The sequence below is a fragment of the Pseudomonas sp. DWP3-1-2 genome, assembly GCF_049896285.1.
Lineage (GTDB): Bacteria > Pseudomonadota > Gammaproteobacteria > Pseudomonadales > Pseudomonadaceae > Aquipseudomonas.
This window is the reverse complement of record NZ_JAFCTZ010000013.1, coordinates 1-23,874: the sequence shown is the minus strand read 5'-3', so window position 1 is coordinate 23,874 and position 23,874 is coordinate 1. Positions and strand designations below refer to the sequence as shown.

At 54.3% G+C, this 23,874-nt stretch carries 23 protein-coding genes and 4 tRNA genes; all 27 read right to left on the bottom strand.

Going from position 1 to position 23,874, the window contains the following annotated elements; genetic code table 11:
* Positions 1 to 5: 5 nt before the first annotated feature.
* Positions 6 to 692: a 30S ribosomal protein S3 gene (rpsC, locus tag ACP7B0_RS21015; protein ID WP_003176422.1), complete on the bottom strand. Its 687-nt coding sequence runs from the start codon at positions 690 to 692 to the stop codon at positions 6 to 8.
* Positions 693 to 705: 13 nt separating this feature from the next.
* The gene (gene rplV, locus ACP7B0_RS21010) at positions 706 to 1,038 is read right to left on the bottom strand and encodes a 50S ribosomal protein L22 (RefSeq protein WP_020290703.1); all 333 of its coding nucleotides are present in this window, start codon (positions 1,036 to 1,038) and stop codon (positions 706 to 708) included.
* Positions 1,039 to 1,051: 13 nt separating this feature from the next.
* Positions 1,052 to 1,327, bottom strand: a complete 276-nt coding sequence (gene rpsS, locus ACP7B0_RS21005; RefSeq protein ID WP_426143576.1) for a 30S ribosomal protein S19 — start codon at positions 1,325 to 1,327, stop codon at positions 1,052 to 1,054.
* A 16-nt stretch (positions 1,328 to 1,343) separates the two neighbouring features.
* Positions 1,344 to 2,168, bottom strand: a complete 825-nt coding sequence (rplB, locus tag ACP7B0_RS21000) for a 50S ribosomal protein L2 (protein WP_020290704.1) — start codon at positions 2,166 to 2,168, stop codon at positions 1,344 to 1,346.
* Between the two features lie 14 nt (positions 2,169 to 2,182).
* On the bottom strand, positions 2,183 to 2,482 hold the full coding sequence (rplW, locus tag ACP7B0_RS20995; protein ID WP_002555488.1) for a 50S ribosomal protein L23: 300 nt from the start codon (positions 2,480 to 2,482) through the stop codon (positions 2,183 to 2,185).
* Positions 2,479 to 3,081 carry a 50S ribosomal protein L4 gene (gene rplD, locus ACP7B0_RS20990; RefSeq protein WP_231653214.1) on the bottom strand — a complete coding sequence of 201 codons (603 nt, stop codon included), beginning with the start codon at positions 3,079 to 3,081 and terminating at the stop codon, positions 2,479 to 2,481. The genes rplW and rplD overlap by 4 nt, the downstream gene beginning before the upstream one ends.
* Positions 3,082 to 3,093: 12 nt before the next feature.
* Positions 3,094 to 3,729 (bottom strand): 50S ribosomal protein L3, encoded by a 636-nt coding sequence (rplC, locus tag ACP7B0_RS20985; RefSeq protein WP_123720594.1) that lies wholly within the window; start codon positions 3,727 to 3,729, stop codon positions 3,094 to 3,096.
* An 81-nt stretch (positions 3,730 to 3,810) separates the two neighbouring features.
* The gene (rpsJ, locus tag ACP7B0_RS20980; protein ID WP_003186070.1) at positions 3,811 to 4,122 is read right to left on the bottom strand and encodes a 30S ribosomal protein S10; all 312 of its coding nucleotides are present in this window, start codon (positions 4,120 to 4,122) and stop codon (positions 3,811 to 3,813) included.
* 139 nt (positions 4,123 to 4,261) lie between these two features.
* Entirely contained in the window at positions 4,262 to 5,455 is a 1,194-nt protein-coding gene (gene tuf, locus ACP7B0_RS20975; protein WP_426143575.1) for an elongation factor Tu, read from the bottom strand.
* 32 nt (positions 5,456 to 5,487) lie between these two features.
* A complete protein-coding gene (gene fusA, locus ACP7B0_RS20970) occupies positions 5,488 to 7,590 on the bottom strand; it encodes an elongation factor G (RefSeq protein WP_426143573.1) in 2,103 nt (700 codons plus the stop codon).
* A gap of 30 nt (positions 7,591 to 7,620) precedes the next feature.
* Entirely contained in the window at positions 7,621 to 8,091 is a 471-nt protein-coding gene (gene rpsG, locus ACP7B0_RS20965; protein ID WP_002555493.1) for a 30S ribosomal protein S7, read from the bottom strand.
* A 123-nt stretch (positions 8,092 to 8,214) separates the two neighbouring features.
* Complete coding sequence (rpsL, locus tag ACP7B0_RS20960) at positions 8,215 to 8,586, bottom strand: 30S ribosomal protein S12 (RefSeq protein ID WP_002555494.1); 372 nt, start codon at positions 8,584 to 8,586, stop codon at positions 8,215 to 8,217.
* A 201-nt stretch (positions 8,587 to 8,787) separates the two neighbouring features.
* A complete protein-coding gene (rpoC, locus tag ACP7B0_RS20955; protein WP_426143572.1) occupies positions 8,788 to 12,987 on the bottom strand; it encodes a DNA-directed RNA polymerase subunit beta' in 4,200 nt (1,399 codons plus the stop codon).
* Between the two features lie 63 nt (positions 12,988 to 13,050).
* Complete coding sequence (gene rpoB / locus ACP7B0_RS20950) at positions 13,051 to 17,124, bottom strand: DNA-directed RNA polymerase subunit beta (RefSeq protein ID WP_426143571.1); 4,074 nt, start codon at positions 17,122 to 17,124, stop codon at positions 13,051 to 13,053.
* A gap of 220 nt (positions 17,125 to 17,344) precedes the next feature.
* Positions 17,345 to 17,710, bottom strand: a complete 366-nt coding sequence (gene rplL / locus ACP7B0_RS20945; protein WP_426143570.1) for a 50S ribosomal protein L7/L12 — start codon at positions 17,708 to 17,710, stop codon at positions 17,345 to 17,347.
* A 78-nt stretch (positions 17,711 to 17,788) separates the two neighbouring features.
* Positions 17,789 to 18,289, bottom strand: a complete 501-nt coding sequence (gene rplJ / locus ACP7B0_RS20940; protein WP_426143569.1) for a 50S ribosomal protein L10 — start codon at positions 18,287 to 18,289, stop codon at positions 17,789 to 17,791.
* A 195-nt stretch (positions 18,290 to 18,484) separates the two neighbouring features.
* Positions 18,485 to 19,180: a 50S ribosomal protein L1 gene (rplA, locus tag ACP7B0_RS20935; protein WP_426143567.1), complete on the bottom strand. Its 696-nt coding sequence runs from the start codon at positions 19,178 to 19,180 to the stop codon at positions 18,485 to 18,487.
* Entirely contained in the window at positions 19,180 to 19,611 is a 432-nt protein-coding gene (gene rplK / locus ACP7B0_RS20930; RefSeq protein ID WP_002555500.1) for a 50S ribosomal protein L11, read from the bottom strand. Before rplK ends, rplA begins: the two co-directional genes overlap by 1 nt.
* Positions 19,612 to 19,729: 118 nt before the next feature.
* Positions 19,730 to 20,263 (bottom strand): transcription termination/antitermination protein NusG, encoded by a 534-nt coding sequence (nusG, locus tag ACP7B0_RS20925; RefSeq protein ID WP_020290714.1) that lies wholly within the window; start codon positions 20,261 to 20,263, stop codon positions 19,730 to 19,732.
* Between the two features lie 9 nt (positions 20,264 to 20,272).
* Positions 20,273 to 20,641, bottom strand: a complete 369-nt coding sequence (secE, locus tag ACP7B0_RS20920) for a preprotein translocase subunit SecE (RefSeq protein WP_426143565.1) — start codon at positions 20,639 to 20,641, stop codon at positions 20,273 to 20,275.
* 46 nt (positions 20,642 to 20,687) lie between these two features.
* Positions 20,688 to 20,763 (bottom strand) — tRNA-Trp (locus ACP7B0_RS20915).
* A 303-nt stretch (positions 20,764 to 21,066) separates the two neighbouring features.
* Positions 21,067 to 21,142, bottom strand: a tRNA-Thr gene (locus ACP7B0_RS20910).
* Between the two features lie 26 nt (positions 21,143 to 21,168).
* Positions 21,169 to 21,242: transfer RNA gene (locus ACP7B0_RS20905), tRNA-Gly, on the bottom strand.
* A 25-nt stretch (positions 21,243 to 21,267) separates the two neighbouring features.
* Positions 21,268 to 21,352 (bottom strand) — tRNA-Tyr (locus ACP7B0_RS20900).
* 143 nt (positions 21,353 to 21,495) lie between these two features.
* On the bottom strand, positions 21,496 to 21,936 hold the full coding sequence (locus ACP7B0_RS20895) for a hypothetical protein (RefSeq protein WP_426143564.1): 441 nt from the start codon (positions 21,934 to 21,936) through the stop codon (positions 21,496 to 21,498).
* 7 nt (positions 21,937 to 21,943) lie between these two features.
* Positions 21,944 to 22,693 carry a pantothenate kinase gene (locus ACP7B0_RS20890; protein ID WP_426143562.1) on the bottom strand — a complete coding sequence of 250 codons (750 nt, stop codon included), beginning with the start codon at positions 22,691 to 22,693 and terminating at the stop codon, positions 21,944 to 21,946.
* On the bottom strand, positions 22,683 to 23,642 hold the full coding sequence (gene birA / locus ACP7B0_RS20885) for a bifunctional biotin--[acetyl-CoA-carboxylase] ligase/biotin operon repressor BirA (protein ID WP_426143670.1): 960 nt from the start codon (positions 23,640 to 23,642) through the stop codon (positions 22,683 to 22,685). The genes ACP7B0_RS20890 and birA overlap by 11 nt, the downstream gene beginning before the upstream one ends.
* Positions 23,643 to 23,874 lie beyond the last annotated feature (232 nt).

Here is a 23,874-nt window from a genome sequence, read left to right as displayed (position 1 = left end):
ACCCCTTACTTAGCAGCTTTTTTACGAGGCGCAGGTGCTTGTGGTTTCAGTTCTTCTTGGCGACCACCAATTACTTCGCCTTTGAAGATCCAAACCTTTACACCGATCACACCATAAGTGGTGTGAGCTTCGTAGTTGGCATAGTCGATGTCGGCACGCAGGGTGTGCAGTGGCACACGCCCTTCGCGATACCATTCAGTACGTGCGATTTCAGCACCGCCGAGACGACCGCTCACTTGGATTTTGATGCCTTTGGCACCAATGCGCATGGCGTTCTGAACAGCGCGCTTCATAGCACGACGGAACATTACGCGGCGCTCCAGCTGCTGAGCTACGCTCTGCGCAACCAGCATACCGTCGAGCTCCGGCTTACGGATCTCTTCGATATTGATGTGCACAGGCACACCCATTTGCTTGGTCAGGTCCTGACGCAGTTTCTCAACATCTTCACCTTTCTTCCCGATAACGATACCTGGACGAGCGGTGTGGATGGTGATACGTGCTGTCTGAGCCGGACGATGGATATCGATACGGCTGACGGACGCGCTTTTTAATTTGTCTTGGAGGTACTCACGCACTTTCAGATCAGCGAACAAATAGTCCGCATAAGTCCGACCGTCTGCGTACCAGACGGAGGTGTGCTCCTTGACGATTCCCAGGCGAATGCCAATGGGATGTACTTTCTGACCCATCTCTTCGACTCCGTTACTTGTCAGCAACCTTGACAGTGATATGGCAAGACCGCTTGACGATGCGATCAGCACGGCCTTTGGCACGTGGCATGATGCGCTTCAGCGAACGCCCTTCGTTGACGAAAACAGTGGCGACCTTAAGGTCATCAACGTCTGCGCCTTCGTTGTGCTCGGCGTTGGCTACGGCCGACTCCAGCACTTTCTTCAGGATCTCGGCAGCTTTCTTGTTACTGAAAGCCAACAGGTTGAGCGCTTCGCCCACCTTCTTCCCGCGGATCTGGTCGGCGACCAAGCGGGCTTTCTGGGCGGAGATTCGAGCGCCCGACAACTTAGCGGCTACTTCCATCGTTCCTTACCCCTTAACGCTTGGCTTTCTTGTCTGCCACGTGCCCACGATATGTGCGGGTACCGGCAAACTCGCCTAGTTTATGGCCGACCATGTCTTCGCTCACGAGAACTGGGACATGAAGGCGACCGTTATGCACTGCAATGGTCAAACCGACCATTTGTGGCAGGATCATCGAACGACGCGACCAGGTTTTCACCGGCTTGCGATCATTCTTTTCCGCCGCCACTTCGATCTTCTTCAGTAGGTGAAGATCAATAAAAGGACCTTTTTTCAGAGAACGTGGCACTGTCGTATCCCTCTATTTACTTGCGACGACGGACGATCATTTTGTCGGTACGCTTATTACCACGAGTCTTCGCGCCCTTAGTCGGGAAGCCCCACGGCGATACCGGATGACGACCACCAGAGGTACGACCTTCACCACCACCATGTGGGTGGTCAACCGGGTTCATGGCAACACCACGAACGGTTGGGCGAACGCCACGCCAGCGTTTGGCACCAGCTTTACCCAGGGAACGCAGGCTATGCTCGGAGTTCGAGACTTCGCCCAGCGTTGCACGGCATTCCGACAGCACTTTGCGCATCTCACCGGAGCGAAGACGCAGAGTAACGTACACACCCTCACGAGCGATCAGCTGAGCCGAAGCACCAGCAGAGCGAGCGATCTGAGCGCCTTTACCTGGCTTCAGTTCGATGCCATGAACGGTGCTACCAACTGGAATGTTACGCAGCTGAAGAGCGTTACCTGGCTTGATCGGCGCCAAGGCACCTGCGATCAGCTGGTCACCAGCACTAACGCCTTTAGGGGCGATGATGTAGCGACGCTCGCCATCTGCGTAAAGCAGCAGGGCGATGTGAGCGGTACGGTTTGGATCGTATTCAATACGCTCGACAGTGGCAGAGATGCCATCTTTGTCGTTGCGACGGAAGTCGACCAAACGATAATGCTGCTTATGACCACCACCGATATGACGGGTAGTAATACGGCCATTGTTGTTACGACCACCAGTCTTCGATTTCTTCTCGAGCAGCGGTGCGTGAGGAGCGCCTTTATGCAGCTCCTGGTTGACCACCTTGACCACAAAACGGCGGCCAGGGGAAGTCGGTTTGCATTTAACGATTGCCATGATGCACCCCTTCCTTACTCAGCACTGCTGCTGAAATCGAGATCTTGGCCTGGCTGAAGGGAGATAACCGCCTTCTTCCAGTCATTACGCTTGCCCAGACCGCGAGCAGTGCGCTTGCTCTTACCCAGAACATTCAGGGTAGTAACACGCTCAACTTTCACGCTGAACAGGCTTTCGACGGCCTTCTTGATTTCCAGCTTGGTTGCATCAGTTGCAACCTTGAAAACGAACTGGCCTTTCTTGTCAGCCAGAACCGTGGCCTTTTCGGAAACGTGCGGGCCAAGTAGAACTTTAAATACGCGTTCCTGGTTCATCCCAGCAGCTCCTCGAATTTCTTCACGGCCGACACAGTGATCAACACTTTGTCGTATGCGATCAGACTAACTGGATCGGAACCCTGAACATCACGCACATCTACGTGCGGCAGGTTACGAGCAGCCAGGTACAGATTCTGGTCAACAGCATCGGACACGATCAAGACATCAGTCAGACCCATGCCGGTCAGCTTGTTCAGCAAATCTTTGGTTTTCGGTGCTTCAACAGCGAAGTCCTGAACCACAACCAGACGATCAGTACGAACCAGTTCAGCAAGGATGGAGCGCAGTGCTGCGCGATACATCTTCTTGTTGAGCTTCTGAGAATGGTCCTGTGGACGTGCTGCGAAAGTGGTACCGCCGCCACGCCAGATTGGGCTACGGATAGTACCGGCACGAGCACGGCCAGTACCCTTCTGACGCCATGGGCGCTTACCGCCACCAGAAACGTCGGAACGGGTCTTTTGCTGCTTGCTACCCTGACGACCGCCAGCCATGTAGGCCACGACTGCCTGGTGAACCAGCGTCTCGTTGAATTCGCCGCCAAATGTCAGTTCGGAAACTTCGATTGCTTGAGCGTCATTTACATTTAATTGCATGTCAGCTTCCCCTTAACCGCGAGCCTTGGCTGCTGGACGTACAACCAGATTGCCGCCAGTAGCGCCAGGAACAGCACCCTTGACCAACAAAAGATTGCGTTCAGCGTCCACGCGCACTACTTCCAGGGACTGCACGGTCACGCGCTCAGCGCCCATATGACCGGACATTTTTTTGCCCTTGAATACACGACCAGGAGTCTGGCACTGGCCGATAGAGCCTGGGACGCGGTGGGACACGGAGTTACCGTGGGTATTATCTTGCCCGCGGAAGTTCCAGCGCTTGATCGTGCCCTGAAAGCCTTTACCTTTGGACTGACCGGTTACATCAACCAGTTGACCAGCGGCGAAGATTTCGGCGTTGATCAGATCGCCCGCTTGGTACTCGCCTTCTTCAAGGCGGAATTCCATTACGGTGCGACCAGCGGCAACGTTCGCTTTCGCGAAGTGACCAGCCTGAGCAGCTGTAACACGCGAAGCACGACGCTCACCGACAGTAACCTGCACTGCACGATAGCCATCGCTTTCTTCGGTTTTGAACTGAGTGACGCGATTCGGCTCGATCTCAATGACCGTAACCGGAATGGAGACACCTTCTTCGGTGAAAATACGGGTCATACCGCATTTACGACCGACTACACCAATAGTCATGTTGTAAACCTCATGAGTGTACGGGGCTTTCACCCGCTATGGCCGCCCATTTCAGAGCGTTACACGACTAAGACCCGAGTCTTAGCCGAGGCTGATCTGAACTTCCACACCGGCCGCAAGATCAAGCTTCATAAGAGCGTCAACGGTTTTATCCGTCGGCTGGACGATGTCCAGAACGCGCTTGTGAGTACGGATCTCATACTGGTCGCGCGCGTCTTTGTTGACGTGCGGAGAAACCAGAACAGTGAACCGTTCTTTACGGGTAGGAAGTGGAATCGGACCACGCACTTGTGCACCAGTACGTTTCGCGGTTTCCACGATTTCCTGGGTGGATTGGTCGATCAGGCGATGGTCAAAAGCCTTCAACCTGATACGGATTTGCTGATTTTGCATTGGATTTCAGACTCCAGATTGCTGTTCCCACCGAGCGCAATACGCCCGTTAAAAGGAGGCGCAATTCTATAGACGAGCTGACAGGGTGTCAACCCAATAAAAAAGCCCCCGCAAGCGGGGGCTCTTTTTGAATCACTGCTTACGCAATGATCTTGGCTACGACGCCAGCGCCGACGGTACGACCGCCTTCACGAATAGCGAAACGCAGACCATCTTCCATCGCGATGGTTTTGATCAGGGTGACAACCATTTTAACGTTGTCGCCTGGCATTACCATTTCAACGCCTTCCGGCAGTTCGCAGTTACCGGTCACGTCAGTGGTCCGGAAGTAGAACTGTGGACGGTAGCCTTTGAAGAACGGAGTGTGACGACCGCCTTCTTCTTTGCTCAGAACGTATACTTCAGCTTCGAACGTGGTGTGCGGCTTAACCGAACCTGGCTTAACCAGAACCTGGCCACGCTCAACGTCGTCACGCTTGGTACCACGCAGCAGAACGCCGCAGTTCTCGCCTGCACGACCTTCGTCGAGCAGCTTACGGAACATTTCAACACCGGTGCAGGTGGTGACGGTAGTGTCACGCAGACCAACGATTTCCAGTGGATCCTGAACCTTGACGATACCGCGCTCGATACGGCCAGTTACAACAGTACCGCGACCGGAGATCGAGAACACGTCTTCGATTGGCATCAGGAACGGCTTGTCGATAACACGAACTGGATCTGGAATGTAGCTATCCAGAGTCTCAACCAGCTTACGAACGGCAGTGGTGCCCATTTCGTTGTCGTCTTGGCCGTTCAGAGCCATCAGAGCGGAACCGATGATGATCGGAGTGTCGTCGCCCGGGAAGTCGTAAGTGCTCAGCAGATCGCGCACTTCCATCTCAACCAGTTCCAGCAGCTCAGCGTCGTCAACCATGTCAGCCTTGTTCAGGAAGACAACGATGTACGGAACGCCAACCTGACGGGACAGCAGGATGTGCTCACGGGTTTGTGGCATCGGACCATCAGCGGCCGAACAAACCAGGATAGCGCCGTCCATCTGAGCAGCACCGGTGATCATGTTCTTCACATAGTCAGCGTGACCTGGGCAGTCAACGTGAGCGTAGTGACGGATCAGCGAGTTGTATTCAACGTGCGCAGTGTTGATGGTGATACCACGAGCCTTTTCTTCCGGAGCGCTGTCGATTTTGTCGAAAGCAACAATGGCCGAACCGAAAACCTCGGAGCAGACGCGAGTCAGAGCAGCAGTCAGAGTGGTTTTACCGTGGTCAACGTGACCAATGGTGCCAACGTTGACGTGCGGTAGTGAACGATCAAATTTTTCTTTAGCCACGACAGTGAACTCCTAGCCTAAAGGGGGCTGAATCAGCCTTGTTTTTTAACGATAGCTTCGACGACATTCGACGGAGCTTCGGAGTATTTGGAGAATTCCATAGAGTAGCTCGCGCGACCCTGAGACATGGAACGGACGTCGGTCGCATAACCGAACATCTCACCCAACGGAACTTCGGCGCGGATAACCTTGCCGGAAACCGTATCTTCCATACCCTGGATCAGACCACGACGACGGTTCAGGTCACCCATCACGTCACCCATGTAGTCCTCAGGTGTAACAACTTCAACCTTCATGATCGGCTCAAGAACAACACCGCCACCTTTGGAGGCGAGTTGCTTGGTCGCCATAGAGGCTGCCACCTTAAACGCCATCTCGTTGGAGTCGACGTCGTGGTAAGAACCATCGAAAACCGTAGCCTTCAGGCCGATAAGCGGATAGCCGGCAACAACACCGTTCTTCATCTGCTCTTCGATACCCTTCTGGATGGCCGGGATGTATTCCTTAGGAACCACACCACCTACCACTTCGTTCACGAATTGCAGACCTTCCTGACCTTCGTCAGCAGGGGCAAAACGAATCCAGCAATGGCCAAACTGGCCACGACCGCCGGATTGGCGCACGAACTTGCCTTCGATCTCACAAGCCTTCGTGATTTTCTCACGATAGGAAACCTGTGGCTTACCGATGTTGGCTTCGACGTTGAACTCACGGCGCATCCGGTCAACCAGGATGTCCAGGTGCAATTCGCCCATGCCAGAGATGATCGTTTGACCAGTCTCTTCATCAGTTTTGACGCGGAAAGACGGGTCTTCCTGAGCAAGTTTGCCCAGAGCAATACCCATTTTTTCCTGGTCATCCTTGGTCTTGGGCTCAACGGCAACCGAAATAACCGGCTCCGGGAAGTCCATACGAACAAGAATGATTGGCTTGTCAAGAGAGCACAAAGTGTCGCCAGTGGTGACGTCCTTCATGCCGATCAAAGCCGCGATGTCGCCAGCGCGTACTTCTTTGATCTCTTCACGTGTGTTCGCGTGCATTTGCACCATACGACCAACGCGCTCTTTTTTACCTTTTACAGAGTTCAAAACGCCATCACCTGAACTCAATACGCCCGAGTAAACGCGCGCAAAAGTCAGAGTACCCACGAATGGGTCGGTAGCGATTTTGAAAGCCAAAGCCGAGAAGGGTTCGCTGTCATCTGCATGACGCTCCATTGCGACTTCTTCGTCATCCGGGTCGGAACCCTTGATGGCTGGAATGTCCACAGGAGCAGGCAGGTATTCGATGACCGCATCGAGAACCAGGGGAACGCCCTTGTTCTTGAACGACGAACCGCAAACAGCCAGAACGATTTCGCCAGCGATGGTACGTTGACGCAGAGCAGACTTGATTTCTTCGATGGTGAGTTCTTCACCTTCGAGGTACTTGTTCATCAGCTCTTCGTTGGCTTCAGCGGCAGCTTCAACCATGTTGCTGCGCCACTCTTCAGCCAATTCCTGCATATCTGCTGGAATCGCTTCGCGACGGGCAACCATACCTTTGTCAGCATCGTCCCAGTAAACCGCTTCCATGGAGATCAAATCGATCTGACCCTGGAAATTGTCTTCTGCGCCGATAGCCAGCTGGATAGGCACCGGAGTGTGACCCAGACGCTGTTTGATCTGACCGATCACGCGCAGGAAGTTTGCACCGGCACGGTCCATCTTGTTGACATAAACAAGACGCGGAACGCCGTATTTGTTGGCTTGACGCCATACGGTTTCCGACTGCGGCTCAACACCCGAGGTACCGCAGAACACAACGACCGCGCCATCGAGCACGCGCAGGGAGCGCTCTACTTCAATGGTGAAGTCCACGTGACCCGGGGTGTCGATGATGTTGAAGCGATGACGGTCGAACTGCTTGTCAGAGCCAGCCCAGAATGCAGTCGTAGCAGCGGAGGTAATGGTAATACCCCGCTCCTGCTCCTGCACCATCCAGTCCATGGTCGCGGCGCCATCATGCACCTCGCCCATCTTGTGATTTACGCCAGTGTAAAAAAGGACGCGCTCGGTGGTGGTGGTTTTACCAGCATCCACGTGAGCGACGATACCAATGTTACGGTAGCGGTTAATCGGAGTAGTACGAGCCATAAAGCCCTCGCAAAATTAGTGACGCTGAAATTAAAAGCGGTAGTGCGAGAAAGCTTTGTTGGCTTCAGCCATACGGTGCACGTCTTCACGCTTCTTAACTGCAGCACCTTTGCCTTCGGCGGCGTCCAACAGTTCGCCAGCCAAACGCAGAGCCATAGACTTCTCGCCACGCTTGCGCGCGAAGTCTACCAGCCAGCGCATTGCCAGCGCATTACGACGGGACGGACGAACTTCGACCGGGACCTGATAAGTAGCACCGCCTACGCGGCGCGACTTCACTTCGACCAGCGGAGCGATGGCGTCGAGTGCTTTTTCGAAGATTTCCAGGGGATCGGAGTTCTTGCGTTCTTTAACCTTTTCCAGCGCGCCATAAACGATACGTTCGGCAACGGCTTTCTTGCCGCTTTCCATAACGTGGTTCATGAACTTGGCCAGAATTTGGCTTCCGTATTTTGGATCGTCAAGCACTTCGCGCTTGGCTGCTACGCGTCTTCTTGGCATGGATAAGCCCTCAAACGGTCTTCAGGTTAGCTCGGGACCACCATCCATCGAGGATGCGCCCGACCTTACTCTTATCGACTCAGAAAAATAGAAATCTGCATTTTTGTCACAGGAAGCCGAGTACTACTTAGGCTTCTTGGTACCGTACTTCGAACGACCCTGGTTACGACCCTTGACGCCGGAAGTATCCAAAGAACCGCGAACGGTGTGATAACGAACACCTGGCAAGTCTTTTACACGACCGCCACGAATCAGGACCACGCTGTGCTCTTGCAGGTTGTGACCTTCACCACCGATGTACGAGGAAACCTCGAAACCGTTGGTCAGGCGCACACGGCATACTTTACGCAGTGCCGAGTTAGGTTTTTTTGGCGTGGTGGTGTACACACGAGTGCATACGCCACGACGTTGCGGGCAGTTCTGCAGCGCAGGCACGTCGGATTTCTCGACGATACGCTTACGCGGCTGACGTACCAGCTGGTTGATAGTTGCCATCTACTAGCTCCACTGTTGTCTTGCGACGCTATTGTCTTACAAGAAAAGCAAGATGACAGGACGTAAGTCCTGCCAAATTTAGGGGTACAAGAGTCTAAAGAGGATCTTGGCCCCAGTCAAGGCAAAGCCCCGGCTCTCCTCCAGCGACCGCGGCAGAATTTACCTGCCGCCGCACCAGAAAGAAAGACCAGGGCCCTACTCTCAATTACCGCTTGAGTTCAACGCTTCAGTCAATGCTGCTTCGACTTCGCTAGCGCTGACACGCAACGGTTTGTCTACTTCACGACGACGCTTGCGCTCGCTGTGATAAGCCAGACCGGTACCGGCCGGGATCAAACGACCCACAACAACGTTTTCCTTCAGGCCGCGCAGGTAATCGCGCTTGCCTGTTACGGCCGCTTCGGTCAGTACGCGGGTAGTCTCTTGGAAAGAGGCCGCGGAGATGAACGACTCGGTGGACAACGATGCCTTGGTGATACCCAGCAACACACGAGTGAATTTTGAAACAAATTTCTCGTCATTGGCCAGACGCTCGTTCTCTACCAGAACGTGAGTCAGCTCCATCTGATCACCTTTGATAAAGGTGGAATCACCGGACTCGGCAATTTCAACCTTACGCAACATCTGACGCAGAATGGTCTCGATGTGCTTATCGTTGATTTTCACGCCTTGCAGACGGTAAACGTCCTGGATCTCGTTGACGATGTACTTGGCCAGCGCACTGACACCCAGCAGACGCAGGATGTCGTGTGGATCGCTAGGACCGTCGGAGATAACTTCGCCGCGGTTCACTTGCTCGCCTTCGAAGACGTTCAGGTGACGCCACTTTGGAATCAGCTCTTCGTACGGATCGCTACCGTCGTTCGGCGTAATCACCAGACGACGCTTGCCTTTGGTTTCTTTACCGAACGCGATGGTGCCGCTGACTTCAGCCAGAATCGAGGCTTCTTTCGGACGACGGGCTTCGAACAAGTCGGCAACACGCGGCAGACCACCGGTGATGTCACGGGTCTTCGAAGTTTCTTGCGGGATACGGGCGATAACATCACCGATCGCAACCTGCACACCATCCGCTACGCCGACCAGCGCGTTAGCCGGCAAGAAGTACTGAGCCGGTACGTCGGTACCTGGCAGCAGCAGATCCTTGCCATCGACACCCACCATCTTCACTGCCGGACGGATATCTTTGCCCGCAGCTGGACGATCTTTCGCGTCGAGTACTTCAATGTTGGTCATACCGGTCAATTCGTCTGTCTGACGCTTGATCGTGATGCCCTCTTCCATGCCCACGTAGGTCACGGTACCTTTCATTTCGGTAACGATTGGGTGAGTGTGCGGATCCCACTTGGCCACGATCGAACCAGCGTCGACCTTGTCGCCTTCCTTCACCGAAATCACTGCACCGTAAGGCAGCTTGTAGCGCTCACGCTCGCGACCGTAGTCATCAGCGATCGCCAGTTCACCGGAACGGGAAACCGCAACCAGGTGACCGTCGACACGTTCAACGTGCTTCAGGTTGTGCAGGCGGACAGTACCGCCGTTCTTCACCTGAACGCTGTCCGCAGCGGAAGTCCGGCTTGCCGCACCACCGATGTGGAACGTACGCATGGTCAGCTGGGTACCCGGCTCACCGATGGACTGGGCTGCAATAACGCCGACCGCTTCACCGATGTTCACCTGATGCCCGCGAGCCAGGTCACGACCGTAGCACTTGGCGCAGATACCGTAGCGAGTTTCGCAGCTGATCGGCGAGCGAACGATCACTTCGTCGATGCTGTTCAGCTCGATGAACTCGACCCACTTCTCGTCTACCAGCGTACCGGCAGGAACGATCACTTCGTCAGTGCCAGGCTTGAACACGTCACGGGCGATGACTCGACCCAATACGCGCTCGCCCAACGGCTCAACAACGTCACCGCCTTCAATGTGCGGAGTCATCAGCAGACCGTGTTCGGTGCCGCAGTCGACTTCAGTCACAACCAGATCTTGAGCAACGTCAACCAGACGACGAGTCAGGTAACCGGAGTTAGCTGTCTTCAACGCGGTATCCGCAAGACCCTTACGAGCACCGTGAGTGGAGATGAAGTACTGAAGTACGCTCAAACCTTCACGGAAGTTCGCAGTGATCGGCGTTTCGATGATGGAGCCGTCCGGCTTGGCCATCAGACCACGCATACCCGCCAGCTGGCGGATCTGAGCAGCAGAACCCCGAGCACCGGAGTCAGCCATCATGTACATCGAGTTGAAGGATTCCTGATCAACTTCGACGCCGTGACGGTCGATAACACGTTCTTTGGACAGGTTCGACATCATCGCTTTCGAGACTTCGTCGTTGGCCTTGGACCAAAGGTCGATCACCTTGTTGTACTTCTCGCCCTGGGTTACCAGGCCTGAGGCGTACTGACTTTCGATCTCTTTAACTTCTTCGGTTGCAGCGTCGATGATGCGAGCTTTTTCATCCGGGATAACGAAGTCGTTAACGCCGATGGAAACACCCGAGATCGTCGAGTAGGCAAAGCCGGTGTACATCAACTGGTCAGCGAAGATAACGGTCTCTTTCAAACCAACCACGCGGTAGCACTGGTTGATCAGCTTGGAGATCGCCTTTTTCTTCATCGGCTGGTTGACCACGTCGTACGACAGGCCGGCCGGAACCACCTGGAACAGCAACGCACGGCCAACAGTGGTGTCGACGATACGGGTGTTCTTGACGCTGCCACCATCACGATCGTTGACCGTTTCGTGGATGCGGACCTTGACCTTGGCATGCAGTGCGGCTTCGCCAGCACGGAATACACGGTCAACTTCCTGCAGATCCGCGAACACACGACCTTCGCCTTTGGCGTTGATCGCTTCACGAGTCATGTAGTACAGACCCAATACAACGTCCTGCGACGGAACGATGATTGGCTCACCGTTGGCTGGCGAAAGGATGTTGTTGGTCGACATCATCAACGCACGCGCTTCGAGCTGAGCTTCCAGCGTCAACGGTACGTGAACGGCCATCTGGTCGCCGTCGAAGTCGGCGTTGTACGCAGCACAGACCAGAGGGTGAAGCTGGATAGCCTTGCCTTCGATCAGAACCGGTTCAAACGCCTGGATACCCAGACGGTGAAGCGTTGGCGCACGGTTAAGCAGAACCGGGTGTTCGCGAATCACTTCAGCAAGAACGTCCCAGACCTCTGGCAGCTCGCGCTCAACCATCTTCTTGGCAGCTTTGATGGTCGTGGCCAGGCCACGCATTTCCAGCTTGCCGAAAATGAACGGCTTGAACAGCTCGAGCGCCATTTTCTTCGGCAGACCGCACTGGTGCAGACGCAGGGTCGGACCAACGGTAATTACCGAACGACCCGAGTAGTCAACACGCTTACCGAGCAAGTTCTGACGGAAACGACCCTGCTTACCCTTGATCATGTCAGCCAGGGATTTCAGAGGACGCTTGTTGGAACCGGTAATAGCGCGGCCACGGCGACCGTTGTCGAGCAGCGCATCGACAGCTTCCTGCAACATACGCTTTTCGTTGCGCACGATGATGTCCGGAGCGGACAGATCAAGCAGGCGCTTCAAACGGTTGTTACGGTTGATCACTCGACGATACAGATCGTTGAGGTCGGAAGTCGCGAAACGACCGCCATCAAGCGGAACCAATGGACGCAGATCTGGCGGCAGAACCGGCAGAACGGTCAGGACCATCCACTCAGGCAGGTTGCCCGAGCCCTGGAAGGCTTCCATCAGCTTCAAACGCTTGGACAGCTTCTTGATCTTGGTTTCGGAGTTGGTTTGCGGAATTTCTTCGCGCAGACGGCCAATCTCGTGCTCCAGATCGATAGCGTGCAGCAATTCACGGACAGCCTCGGCACCCATGCGGGCATCGAAATCATCACCGAATTCTTCCAGCGCTTCGAAGTACTGCTCGTCGTTCAGCAACTGACCCTTTTCAAGGGTGGTCATGCCCGGATCGATAACGACATAGCTCTCAAAGTAGAGAACGCGCTCGATATCACGCAGGGTCATGTCCATCAGCAAGCCGATACGGGACGGCAGGGACTTCAGGAACCAGATGTGAGCAACCGGCGAAGCCAGTTCGATGTGAGCCATGCGCTCACGACGGACTTTAGCCAGCGCAACTTCAACGCCGCACTTCTCGCAGATCACACCACGGTGTTTCAGGCGCTTGTACTTACCGCACAGGCACTCGTAATCCTTGACCGGGCCAAAGATCTTGGCGCAGAACAAGCCGTCACGCTCAGGCTTGAACGTACGGTAGTTGATGGTTTCCGGCTTTTTAACTTCACCGAACGACCACGAACGGATCATCTCAGGCGATGCCAATCCAATACGGATGGCGTCGAACTCTTCGACTTGACCCTGGTTTTTCAGCAAATTCAGTAGGTCTTTCAAGGCCTTTCCTCCTGGCGGAGCAGAGGGCAGTCATACAGACCCACCCTCGATTCGCGTCACGTGTTATTCGGTTTCGAGATCGATATCGATACCGAGCGAACGGATTTCTTTGATCAACACGTTGAAGGACTCGGGCATGCCCGGCTCCATACGGTGATCGCCGTCCACGATGTTTTTGTACATCTTGGTACGACCGTTCACATCGTCCGACTTCACTGTGAGCATTTCTTGCAGAGTGTAAGCCGCGCCGTATGCTTCCAGCGCCCACACTTCCATCTCTCCGAAACGCTGACCACCGAACTGAGCCTTACCACCCAACGGCTGTTGGGTAACCAGGCTGTAAGAACCAGTGGAACGCGCATGCATCTTGTCGTCCACCAAGTGGTTCAGCTTCAGCATGTACATGTAGCCAACGGTAACCGGACGCTCAAACTTGTTGCCGGTACGACCGTCGAACAGCTGCATCTGGCCGCTTTCTGGCATATCTGCCAGTTTCAGCATGGCCTTGATTTCGCTTTCCTTGGCACCGTCGAACACTGGGGTGGCCATTGGCACACCGCCACGCAGGTTTTTCGCGAGATCCAGGATTTCCTTGTCGGACAGGTCTTCCAGATTTTCCTGGCGACCGCCGATTTCGTTGTAGATCTCGGTCAGGAACTTGCGCAGGTCAGCAACTTTACGCTGCTCTTCCAGCATACGGTTGATCTTCTCGCCCAACCCTTTGGCCGCGAGGCCCAGGTGAGTTTCGAGGATCTGACCAACGTTCATACGCGAAGGTACGCCCAACGGGTTGAGAACGATGTCTACCGGCGTGCCATTGGCATCGTGCGGCATGTCTTCAACCGGCATGATCACGGAGACCACACCCTTGTTACCGTGACGACCGGCCATCTTGTCGCCAGGCTGGATGCGACGACGGATTGCCAGGTAAACCTTGACGATTTTGAGCACGCCTGGAGCCAGGTCATCGCCCTGCTGCAGCTTGCGCTTCTTGTCTTCGAACTTGTCATCCAGAAGACGACGACGATCAACGATGTAAGCCTGAGCTTTCTCGAGCTGCTCGTTCAAAGCATCTTCGGCCATGCGCAGTTTGAACCACTGCCCATGCTCAAGACCGTCGAGAATTTCGTCGGTGATGTCCTGACCTTTCTTCAGGCCAGCGCCGCCTTCGACCTTGCGGCCAACCAGAGCGGAACGCAGACGTTCGAAAGTTGCACCTTCAACGATACGGAACTCTTCGTTCAGATCCTTGCGGATCTCGTCGAGCTGAGTCTTCTCGATGGACAGTGCGCGAGCATCACGCTCAACACCGTCACGGGTGAAGACCTGGACGTCGATGACAGTGCCCTTGGTGCCGGTAGGCACACGCAGGGACGTATCTTTAACGTCGCTGGCTTTTTCACCGAAGATCGCACGCAACAGTTTTTCTTCCGGCGTCAGTTGGGTCTCGCCTTTCGGAGTGACCTTACCTACCAGGATGTCGCCTGCGCCAACTTCGGCACCCACATACACGATACCGGCTTCGTCGAGCTTGTTCAGTGCAGCTTCACCCACGTTCGGGATGTCTGCAGTGATCTCTTCAGGCCCAAGCTTGGTATCACGCGCCACACAGGTCAGTTCCTGAATGTGGATCGTGGTAAAGCGGTCTTCCTGAACAACACGCTCGGACAGGCAGATGGAGTCTTCGAAGTTGAAGCCGTTCCACGCCATGAACGCGATGCGCATGTTCTGACCCAGCGCCAGCTCACCCATATCGGTGGACGGACCGTCAGCCATGATGTCGCTGCGCTCAACCCGATCACCCTTGCTCACCAGCGGACGCTGGTTGATGCAGGTGTTCTGGTTGGAGCGGGTGTATTTGGTCAGGTTGTAGATGTCGACACCCGCTTCACCGGTCTCAACTTCATCATCAGCAACACGAACCACGATACGGCTAGCATCAACGGAATCGATAACGCCGCCACGACGAGCCACGACGCAAACGCCGGAGTCACGCGCTACGTTACGCTCCATGCCCGTACCCACCAACGGCTTGTCAGCGCGCAAGGTCGGAACAGCTTGACGCTGCATGTTCGAACCCATCAACGCGCGGTTGGCGTCGTCGTGCTCGAGGAACGGGATAAGCGATGCCGCAACCGATACAACCTGCTTCGGCGAAACGTCCATCAAGGTGACGTCTTCCGGCGCCTTGACGGTGAACTCGTTCAGGTGACGAACAGCTACCAGCTCGTCGATCAGAACTTTCTTGTCGTTCATGGCCGCAGAAGCCTGGGCGATGACGTGATCAGCTTCTTCAATTGCCGACAGGAACACGATCTCGTCGGTAACCAGTGCGTCTTTCACCACACGGTACGGGCTCTCGAGGAAACCGTACTGGTTGGTGCGAGCATAGGCCGCCAGGGAGTTGATCAGACCGATGTTCGGACCTTCCGGCGTTTCGATCGGGCAAACACGACCATAGTGCGTCGGGTGAACGTCTCGAACTTCAAAGCCGGCACGCTCACGAGTCAAACCGCCAGGGCCGAGTGCAGAAACACGACGCTTGTGGGTGATCTCGGACAGCGGGTTGTTCTGGTCCATGAACTGGGACAGCTGGCTGGAACCGAAGAACTCTTTGACCGCTGCCGCGACTGGCTTGGCGTTGATCAGGTCCTGAGGCATCAGGCCTTCGCTTTCTGCCATCGACAGACGCTCTTTGACCGCACGCTCAACACGCACAAGGCCAACACGGAACTGGTTCTCGGCCATTTCGCCAACACAGCGAACACGACGGTTACCCAGGTGGTCGATGTCGTCGACGATGCCTTTACCGTTACGGATATCAACCAGCGTCTTGAGAACGGCAACGATATCTTCTTTGCACAGAACGCCCGAACCTTCGATCTCGGTACGACCGATACGACGGTTGAACTTCATCCGGCCCACAGCAGAGAGGTCATAGCGCTCTGGACTGAAGAACAGATTGTTGAACAGGGTTTCTGCGGCGTCCTTGGTAGGCGGCTCGCCTGGACGCATCATGCGATAGATCTCTACCAGAGCTTCCAGTTGGTTGCTGGTGGAGTCGATCTTCAAGGTATCGGAAACGAACGGACCACAGTCGATATCGTTGGTGTACAACGTTTCGATGCGAACAACCTGAGCCTTGGCAATCTTCGCCAGGATTTCGGTATTCAGCTCGGTGTTGCACTCGGCAATGATCTCGCCAGTCGCCGGATGCACGATGACCTTGGCAGTGGTGCGACCCAGGACGTAGTCCAAAGGCACTTCCAGTTGCTTGATCCCGGCTTTTTCCAGCTGATTGATGTGGCGCGCAGTGATACGACGGCCTTGCTCAACGATGACCTTGCCTTTGTCGTCCAGAATATCCAGAACGGCAATTTCACCACGCAGACGCTGGGGAACCAGCTCCAGGCTGAGGTTTTCACCCTGCACATGGAATACGTTGGTGGTGTAGAAAGCGTCGAGCACTTGTTCAGTCGTATAACCGAGCGCGCGCAGCAACACGGACGCAGGCAGCTTGCGACGACGGTCGATACGAACAAATACGCAGTCTTTTGGATCGAACTCGAAGTCCAACCACGAACCGCGATACGGAATGATACGCGCGGAGTACAGCAGCTTGCCGGAGCTGTGCGTCTTGCCACGGTCGTGATCGAAGAACACGCCAGGCGAACGGTGCAGCTGGGAAACGATAACGCGCTCGGTACCGTTGATAACGAAGGTACCGTTCTCAGTCATCAGGGGGATTTCACCCATGTAGACTTCTTGCTCTTTGATGTCCTTGATCGCTTTGTTCGACGATTCTTTGTCGAAAATGATCAAGCGAACCTTGACTCGCAGAGGTACAGCGTAAGTCACACCGCGCAGCACGCACTCTTTGACATCAAATGCCGGTTCGCCCAAGCGATAACCTACATACTCCAGCGCAGCATTGCCGGAGTAGCTGATGATCGGGAAAACGGATTTGAAGGCTGCATGCAGACCGACGTCGCGGAACTGATCTTTGGTCGCTCCCGCTTGCAGGAATTCGCGATACGAATCCAGCTGGATGGCCAGGAGATACGGCACATCCATTACGTCCGGCAACTTGCTAAAGTCCTTGCGGATACGTTTTTTCTCAGTATATGAGTAAGCCATCAGCGTTCCCCAGCTTGGTCACCTGCTTGTTTGGCTCCTCCCGACGGGAGCAGCCAGAAAATCGTGCAAACCCCGTGGTTTGCTCCACCTTTCCGGTGGCTTTTTTGCACGTTAAAGACGCGGTACGAGCCATTCGTCTATAACGGAAAAAGGCCGGTGGCAAGAGCCACCAGCCATCAGCCTTTCGCTTAACGCTTGGGCTGGACACTCAAGTCGATACTTACTTCAGCTCGACTTTAGCGCCTGCTTCTTCCAAGGTAGCCTTGGCTTTGTCAGCAGCGTCTTTCGCAACTGCTTCCAGAACCATAGCTGGAGCGCCGTCAACTACTGCCTTGGCTTCTTTCAAGCCCAGACCGGTCAGCTCACGTACAGCCTTGATCACGTTAACTTTCTTCTCGCCAGCTTCCAGCAGCATGACGTTGAATTCAGTTTGCTCTTCAACAACAGCGGCAGCAGCAGCTGGACCAGCAGAAGCAGCAGCGGCAGTAACACCGAACTTTTCTTCGAAGGCTTTGATCAGCTCAACAACCTGCAGAACGGACATTTCGCCAACTGCGTTGATGATATCTTCTTGAGAGATAGACATGAATCTAATTCCTGAATTGGGGGACAGCCTGAACGGCCATCAAAATAAACAAAAAAACGCGAGAGGAAACGCTCAGCCTTAGGCTGCTGCAGCTTCTTTCTGATCGCGAATAGCCGCCAGAGTACGAGCCAACTTGCTGGTAGCGCCTTGAATCACGCTCATCAGCTGGGAAATTGCTTCGTCACGGGTCGGCAAGGTTGCCAGTACGTCGATCTGATTAGCCGCGAGGAACTTGCCCTCGAACGCAGCTGCCTTGATCTCGAACTTATCCTGACCTTTGGAGAATTCCTTGAACAAACGGGCAGCAGCGCCAGGATGTTCGTTGGAGAATGCAACCAGGGTCGGGCCGGTGAACACGTCGTTGAGCACGTCATATTGAGTGCCTGCAACGGCGCGCTTGAGCAGGGTGTTACGTACAACACGTACGTATACGCCAGCTTCACGAGCCTCTTTACGGAGTCCGGTCATAGCGCTTACTGTTACGCCGCGGGCATCAGCCACGACAGCGGACAGAGCAACTTGGGCAGCCTTGTTGACTTCAGCGACGATGGCCTTCTTGTCTTCAAGCTTAATTGCCACGGGTTTAACTCCTGCTTGTTACCGTTTCATCCAACCGAAGCCGGATGTCGTTTTGGTGTCTGATTCGGTAAGGAACCGGGAGCACCATCTGCGTAGGCTTGGGGTTTAAGACTTGCGTCGCCTACGGTCTTGGATAGCCCCCGCCAGGCAGGGACCCCAATTTTGTCGCTGGCGCTTTAACCCGCCAGCTTTGTCTTACGCGTCCAACGAACCTTGGTCGATAACCAGACCCGGGCCCATCGTGGTGCTCAAAGTAACGCGCTTGACGTAGATACCTTTCGAAGACGCTGGCTTGATACGCTTGAGATCAGAGATCAGCGCTTCAACGTTTTCTTTCAGCTTGACAGCGTCGAAACCGACCTTGCCAACCGAAGTGTGGATGATGCCGTTTTTGTCGGTGCGATAACGAACCTGACCAGCCTTGGCATTCTTGACGGCGTTAGCCACGTCAGGAGTAACAGTGCCGACTTTAGGGTTAGGCATCAGGCCACGTGGACCGAGAATCTGACCCAACTGACCCACAACACGCATCGCGTCCGGGGAGGCGATAACCACGTCGTAGTTCAGGTCGCCAGCTTTCATTTCGGCAGCCAGATCGTCCATGCCAACGCGATCAGCACCAGCAGCCAGAGCTGCTTCAGCAGCAGGGCCCTGGGTGAAAACGGCAACGCGAACGGTCTTGCCAGTGCCATGCGGCAGCACGGTAGCGCTACGAACGACCTGGTCGGATTTACGTGGGTCAACACCCAGGTTTACCGCAACGTCAACGGATTCGCTGAACTTGACAGTCGACAGCTCAGCCAACAGGGCTGCTGCGTCTGTGAAGTTGTAGGATTTGCCCGGCTCGATTTTCTCGGCGATTGCCTTTTGGCGCTTAGTCAACTTAGCCATTACACACCCTCCACGTTAAGGCCCATGCTACGAGCGGAACCGGCGATGGTACGCACGGCCGCTTCCATGTCAGCAGCTGTCAGATCCGCATTTTTTGCTTTTGCGATATCTTCCAGCTGTGCACGGGTCACGGTGCCAACTTTAACGGTGTTCGGACGCGCCGAACCGCTAGTCAGACCAGCAGCTTTCTTCAGCAGAACCGAAGCAGGGGTGCTTTTTGTTTCGAAAGTGAAGCTGCGGTCACTGTAAACAGTGATAATCACCGGAGTCGGCAAGCCTGGCTCAATACCCTGAGTACGGGCGTTGAAGGCCTTGCAGAATTCCATGATGTTCACGCCATGCTGACCCAGAGCCGGGCCGACAGGTGGGCTAGGGTTAGCCTGAGCGGCTTTCACTTGCAGCTTGATGTAAGCGGTAATCTTCTTGGCCATGAGGCACTCCAATTACGGGTTCGAACGCCAATCAAGGCTCCCCGGTTACTTGCACGTTTATCCCAGTGACGAAAAAACCCCACAGCCTAGGGCTACGGGGTGTGGGATTCTTGCCCAGTTAGACCTTTTCGACCTGACTGAACTCAAGCTCTACCGGAGTAGAGCGACCGAAAATGAGCACCGCGACCTGAATCCGGCTCTTTTCGTAGTTAACTTCTTCGACCGTGCCATTAAAGTCAGCGAACGGACCATCGGTGACGCGCACAACCTCACCAGGCTCGAACAATGTCTTAGGCTTCGGTTTATCGCTACCATCAGCCACGCGACGCAGAATCGCATCAGCTTCTTTATCGGTGATGGGAGCTGGTTTATCAGCGGTTCCGCCGATGAAACCCATGACGCGAGGCGTGTCCTTGACCAAGTGCCAAGTCCCCTCGTTCATGTCCATCTGAACCAGCACATAGCCTGGAAAGAACTTACGCTCACTTTTGCGCTTCTGGCCATTGCGCATCTCAACCACTTCTTCAGTGGGGACCAGAATTTCGCCGAAGCCATCTTCCATGCCTGCCAGCTTTACACGCTCGATCAACGAGCGCATCACATGCTTTTCGTAACCCGAATAAGCATGCACTACGTACCAACGCTTAGCCACGGGACACCCTTAGCCAACAATCAAGGAAACAAGCCAGCCGAGCAGGGAATCTAGCCCCCACAACAGCAACGCCATAACCAGGACAACAGCCACAACAATCAGTGTGGTCTGCGTGGTTTCTTGGCGAGTAGGCCACACGACTTTACGAATCTCGGCGCGGGCTTCCTTTGCCAAAACAAAGAATGCCTTACCCTTGACCGTCTGCAAGCCAACATAGGCAGCTGCAGCAGCGATCACAAGCAACACAAGAACTCGGTACAGGATCGGTTGAGCCGAATAATACTGATTACCGACAACACCTACGACCACCAACACGACCACGAGCAGCCACTTAAGCATATCGAAGCGAGAGTCTTGGACTTCTGCCTTGGGAGTCATCTACGGAGATCCTGTGAAAAGAAAGCCAGACACAACCTAATGAATCTGGCAGGTCAGGAGGGAATCGAACCCCCAACCTACGGTTTTGGAGACCGTCGCTCTGCCAATTGAGCTACTGACCTAAAAGCAAAATCAGGCCGACCACTATGCCAGCCCAACAAGAATTTTTCAAGAACTCGAAAGCCCTTTTCTGGCTAGCGCCTTGCGCGAGACAAGCAGGAGACCTACTCACCTACACCGCACCCATCCAATCTCACACCTGACGCACCTTCAAAAAACCGAAAATGCACTGAACAGAAAGAAAAGATAAACAGCGAATCAAACCACTTAACGCTTCAAATCACCAACATCAGTGCCCAACCCAAAAAGCCCGGAAAAACACTGATTTAAAATAAAGGCAGATATTTTCATATCTGCCTTTAATATGGAGCTCTTGAGCGGATTCGAACCGCTGACCTCACCCTTACCAAGGGTGTGCTCTACCAACTGAGCTACAAGAGCCAAACACCTTGCAAAAACAGCAAACTTGGAGCGGGTGGCGGGAATCGAACCCGCATCATCAGCTTGGAAGGCTGAGGTTCTACCACTAAACTACACCCGCCTAACTTGCTACTCAGCTTTGAATTTGGTGGAGGGGGAAGGATTCGAACCTTCGAAGTCGTAGACGTCAGATTTACAGTCTGATCCCTTTGGCCGCTCGGGAACCCCTCCTGAACGAGGCAGCATTTTCAACTCATGCTACCCTTCTGTCAACCTTTTTCTCATTAAAAACCTGAGGTTACAAACGTTGACCATTGCTCGACAGTACTTTGTATCAAACGCCGCACTGCTGAGCGGGCGCCATTCTATTCAAACTAATCCGTCGTGGCAATGCCTGAGCACGACATTATTTTGTTTTTTAGCTTGGGGAAATCATGAACCAAACCCGCAAGCAGCTCCTGATCCACCAGCCGGCGGCTACCAGGATCAATTTCCAGCCAATAAATGCTCTCGCCTTCCGGCTGAAAAGCTTGAAATCGAGCTCTGATGTCCAGACTAATCAGACGCTGCTCAAATGTCCGAGCGTCCTCCTGGGCAGCAAATCCACCCAGATAAAGACATTTATCTTCAGTATTATTCTGCACCAGCCCGGCATTACGAGCCGCATCCGACTCACTAAGAAGCTGGATATCTTGCCGTTCCGCCCGATATAACGACAAAGGAAGCACTTCCTTAGCCCGTAGCGGCGCCTCCTGCTGATGCCAGATATAGTAAAAGGCATTTAACATCAGCAATAACAAAAAAAACCAACGCATGGAAACCTCAAGGCAGAGGGCAGGCCAACGAAAGGCCGACAAAGATGAGATCCGGTATGAGCCTCGCACCCGGGAGCAAATCGCTTACCAGAGCTGCGTCCCCTCCCGTCACAAAAATTACAAAATCTTTGTCCAAATACTGGTATGCCATCTCGAGCTGGGTGGAAGCAAAACCCTTCAACATCAGATGACAGCCCCGCTCGACCGCTTCAACAGTGGAACGCCCAGGTAAAAAACTATCCAACGACTGGTTGGCATCGACAGCATCGTAACGAATTCGACGCGTATGCAATTTGAGCTGACTGCGCATCAGCGGCATACCAGGGCAAATAAACCCTCCCAGGTGACGGCCATCTGCCGCGACGAAATCGCTTGTCACTGCCGTGCCCAGGTCGATCACCAGGCAAGCCGTACCTGCAAGATGATACGCCCCTACGACCGCCAGCCATCTGTCCAGACCCAGCAGCCGATAATCGTCGTATCCGTTGCGAACACCCGCAAGCGCGTTAGCGGGAACCGCACACACCGTCTTAATTGCAAATCTTTCTGCGAGCGCCAAAGTTAACGTATTTGTTTCTTCGTTTGTGCGAACGCTCACCAGTCGACACTGCGTTAACTTCAACGCAGACATTTCAGAAAGGGTATCGAGAAGCGCTCCGTCAGAGTCAACAACCCCACCACAAACCGGCTCAATGCCCTTATCGGCAATGATTCGCCACTTTATGAAGCTATTCCCGCAATCCAGCTCAAGTATCATCGCGCAACCTCAAGCTGAGCTCACCACCACTGAAACTTTTTTGAACGCCTCCAACGTCAAGCAGCAGCGCACCTTGAGAATCGATTCCCAACACAACACCTTCCGTTGCTTCAAGTCCAGTAAAGAGAGAAACCGCCCTTCCTTGCCAAAGATGGTTTTTTTCCCACTCCTCTCGAAACGCGCCAAAACCTTGATCCTGATGCACTGCCAGGTAAGCGGCAATGTTGGTACTCAGCCTGGCGACCAGCTCGTTTCGATTCGATGGGATACCCGTTTCTATGTAGACAGACGTCCACTCCTGATCGACTTCGTCTGATGCGCGCATGTTCACATTCAACCCGACACCGATAACCACATGACATACGTCCGCCGGATCGCCCAAGAGCTCCAGCAGAACCCCGGCAATTTTGCGGCGCCCCACCAAGACATCATTGGGCCACTTAAGACCGACAGCGCTTACACCGACCTCCTTAAGGGTTTTCAGCACAGCCAGACCCACCAAAAGACTCAGCCCCTCTAACTGGCGCATGCCGCCTTCTATCCTGAGCGCAAGGCTGTAGTAGATGTTTTCGCCAAAAGGACTGACCCACTTTCGGCCTCGCCTTCCCCTCCCCGCCGTCTGGCGCTCAGCCAACACAATAAGAGGCACGGGGACTCTAAGATTGATAGACCGGATAGCAGCTACGTTTGTGGAGTCTATCGAATCAAATATCTGAACAGGCCAATCAAGGGAAGGGGCTGCTGCCTGTATCTCAGCTTCATTAAGCAAAGAGATTGGCTGAGCAAGCCTGTAACCCCGCCCCCGCACTTTGTGCACCTCAACCCCTAAAGCGCTCTCCATCTGCTGCAACTGCTTCCAGACGGCGCTCCGACTTACTCCGAGCGCGGCGCCCAAGTCCTGCCCGGAATGAAATTTCCCATCTTTAAGAAGCTTCAACAACGTCAGCATTTGGAAATCGCCTGTTAAAGAGGCACGCATCATAGCTATGCTCGTCAGCAATGCATAGAAACAGGGCGTGAGTTTTAAAAAGATCGCCCCGCCATCTCAAGCGATTGTTAACATTTTCGAGCGGACAAACAAAACCCCTGAACGCGTAAGCGATCAGGGGTTCTGGAATTTAATCTTGACGATGACCTACTCTCACATGGGGAAACCCCACACTACCATCGGCGATGCATCG

What these genes read in the sequence shown, in the direction of transcription:
- rpsC (WP_003176422.1), bottom strand. Translation starts at nt 692, where the DNA reads ATGGGTCAGAAAGTACATCCCATTGGCATTCGCCTGGGAATCGTCAAG.
- rplV (WP_020290703.1), bottom strand. Translation starts at nt 1,038, where the DNA reads ATGGAAGTAGCCGCTAAGTTGTCGGGCGCTCGAATCTCCGCCCAGAAA.
- rplB (WP_020290704.1), bottom strand. Translation starts at nt 2,168, where the DNA reads ATGGCAATCGTTAAATGCAAACCGACTTCCCCTGGCCGCCGTTTTGTG.
- rplW (WP_002555488.1), bottom strand. Translation starts at nt 2,482, where the DNA reads ATGAACCAGGAACGCGTATTTAAAGTTCTACTTGGCCCGCACGTTTCC.
- rplD (WP_231653214.1), bottom strand. Translation starts at nt 3,081, where the DNA reads ATGCAATTAAATGTAAATGACGCTCAAGCAATCGAAGTTTCCGAACTG.
- rplC (WP_123720594.1), bottom strand. Translation starts at nt 3,729, where the DNA reads ATGACTATTGGTGTAGTCGGTCGTAAATGCGGTATGACCCGTATTTTC.
- rpsJ (WP_003186070.1), bottom strand. Translation starts at nt 4,122, where the DNA reads ATGCAAAATCAGCAAATCCGTATCAGGTTGAAGGCTTTTGACCATCGC.
- fusA (WP_426143573.1), bottom strand. Translation starts at nt 7,590, where the DNA reads ATGGCTCGTACTACTCCGATTAACCGCTACCGTAACATTGGTATCGTC.
- rpsG (WP_002555493.1), bottom strand. Translation starts at nt 8,091, where the DNA reads ATGCCAAGAAGACGCGTAGCAGCCAAGCGCGAAGTGCTTGACGATCCA.
- rpsL (WP_002555494.1), bottom strand. Translation starts at nt 8,586, where the DNA reads ATGGCAACTATCAACCAGCTGGTACGTCAGCCGCGTAAGCGTATCGTC.
- rpoB (WP_426143571.1), bottom strand. Translation starts at nt 17,124, where the DNA reads ATGGCTTACTCATATACTGAGAAAAAACGTATCCGCAAGGACTTTAGC.
- rplL (WP_426143570.1), bottom strand. Translation starts at nt 17,710, where the DNA reads ATGTCTATCTCTCAAGAAGATATCATCAACGCAGTTGGCGAAATGTCC.
- rplA (WP_426143567.1), bottom strand. Translation starts at nt 19,180, where the DNA reads ATGGCTAAGTTGACTAAGCGCCAAAAGGCAATCGCCGAGAAAATCGAG.
- rplK (WP_002555500.1), bottom strand. Translation starts at nt 19,611, where the DNA reads ATGGCCAAGAAGATTACCGCTTACATCAAGCTGCAAGTGAAAGCCGCT.
- secE (WP_426143565.1), bottom strand. Translation starts at nt 20,641, where the DNA reads ATGACTCCCAAGGCAGAAGTCCAAGACTCTCGCTTCGATATGCTTAAG.
- ACP7B0_RS20895 (WP_426143564.1), bottom strand. Translation starts at nt 21,936, where the DNA reads ATGCGTTGGTTTTTTTTGTTATTGCTGATGTTAAATGCCTTTTACTAT.
- ACP7B0_RS20890 (WP_426143562.1), bottom strand. Translation starts at nt 22,693, where the DNA reads ATGATACTTGAGCTGGATTGCGGGAATAGCTTCATAAAGTGGCGAATC.
- birA (WP_426143670.1), bottom strand. Translation starts at nt 23,642, where the DNA reads ATGCTGACGTTGTTGAAGCTTCTTAAAGATGGGAAATTTCATTCCGGG.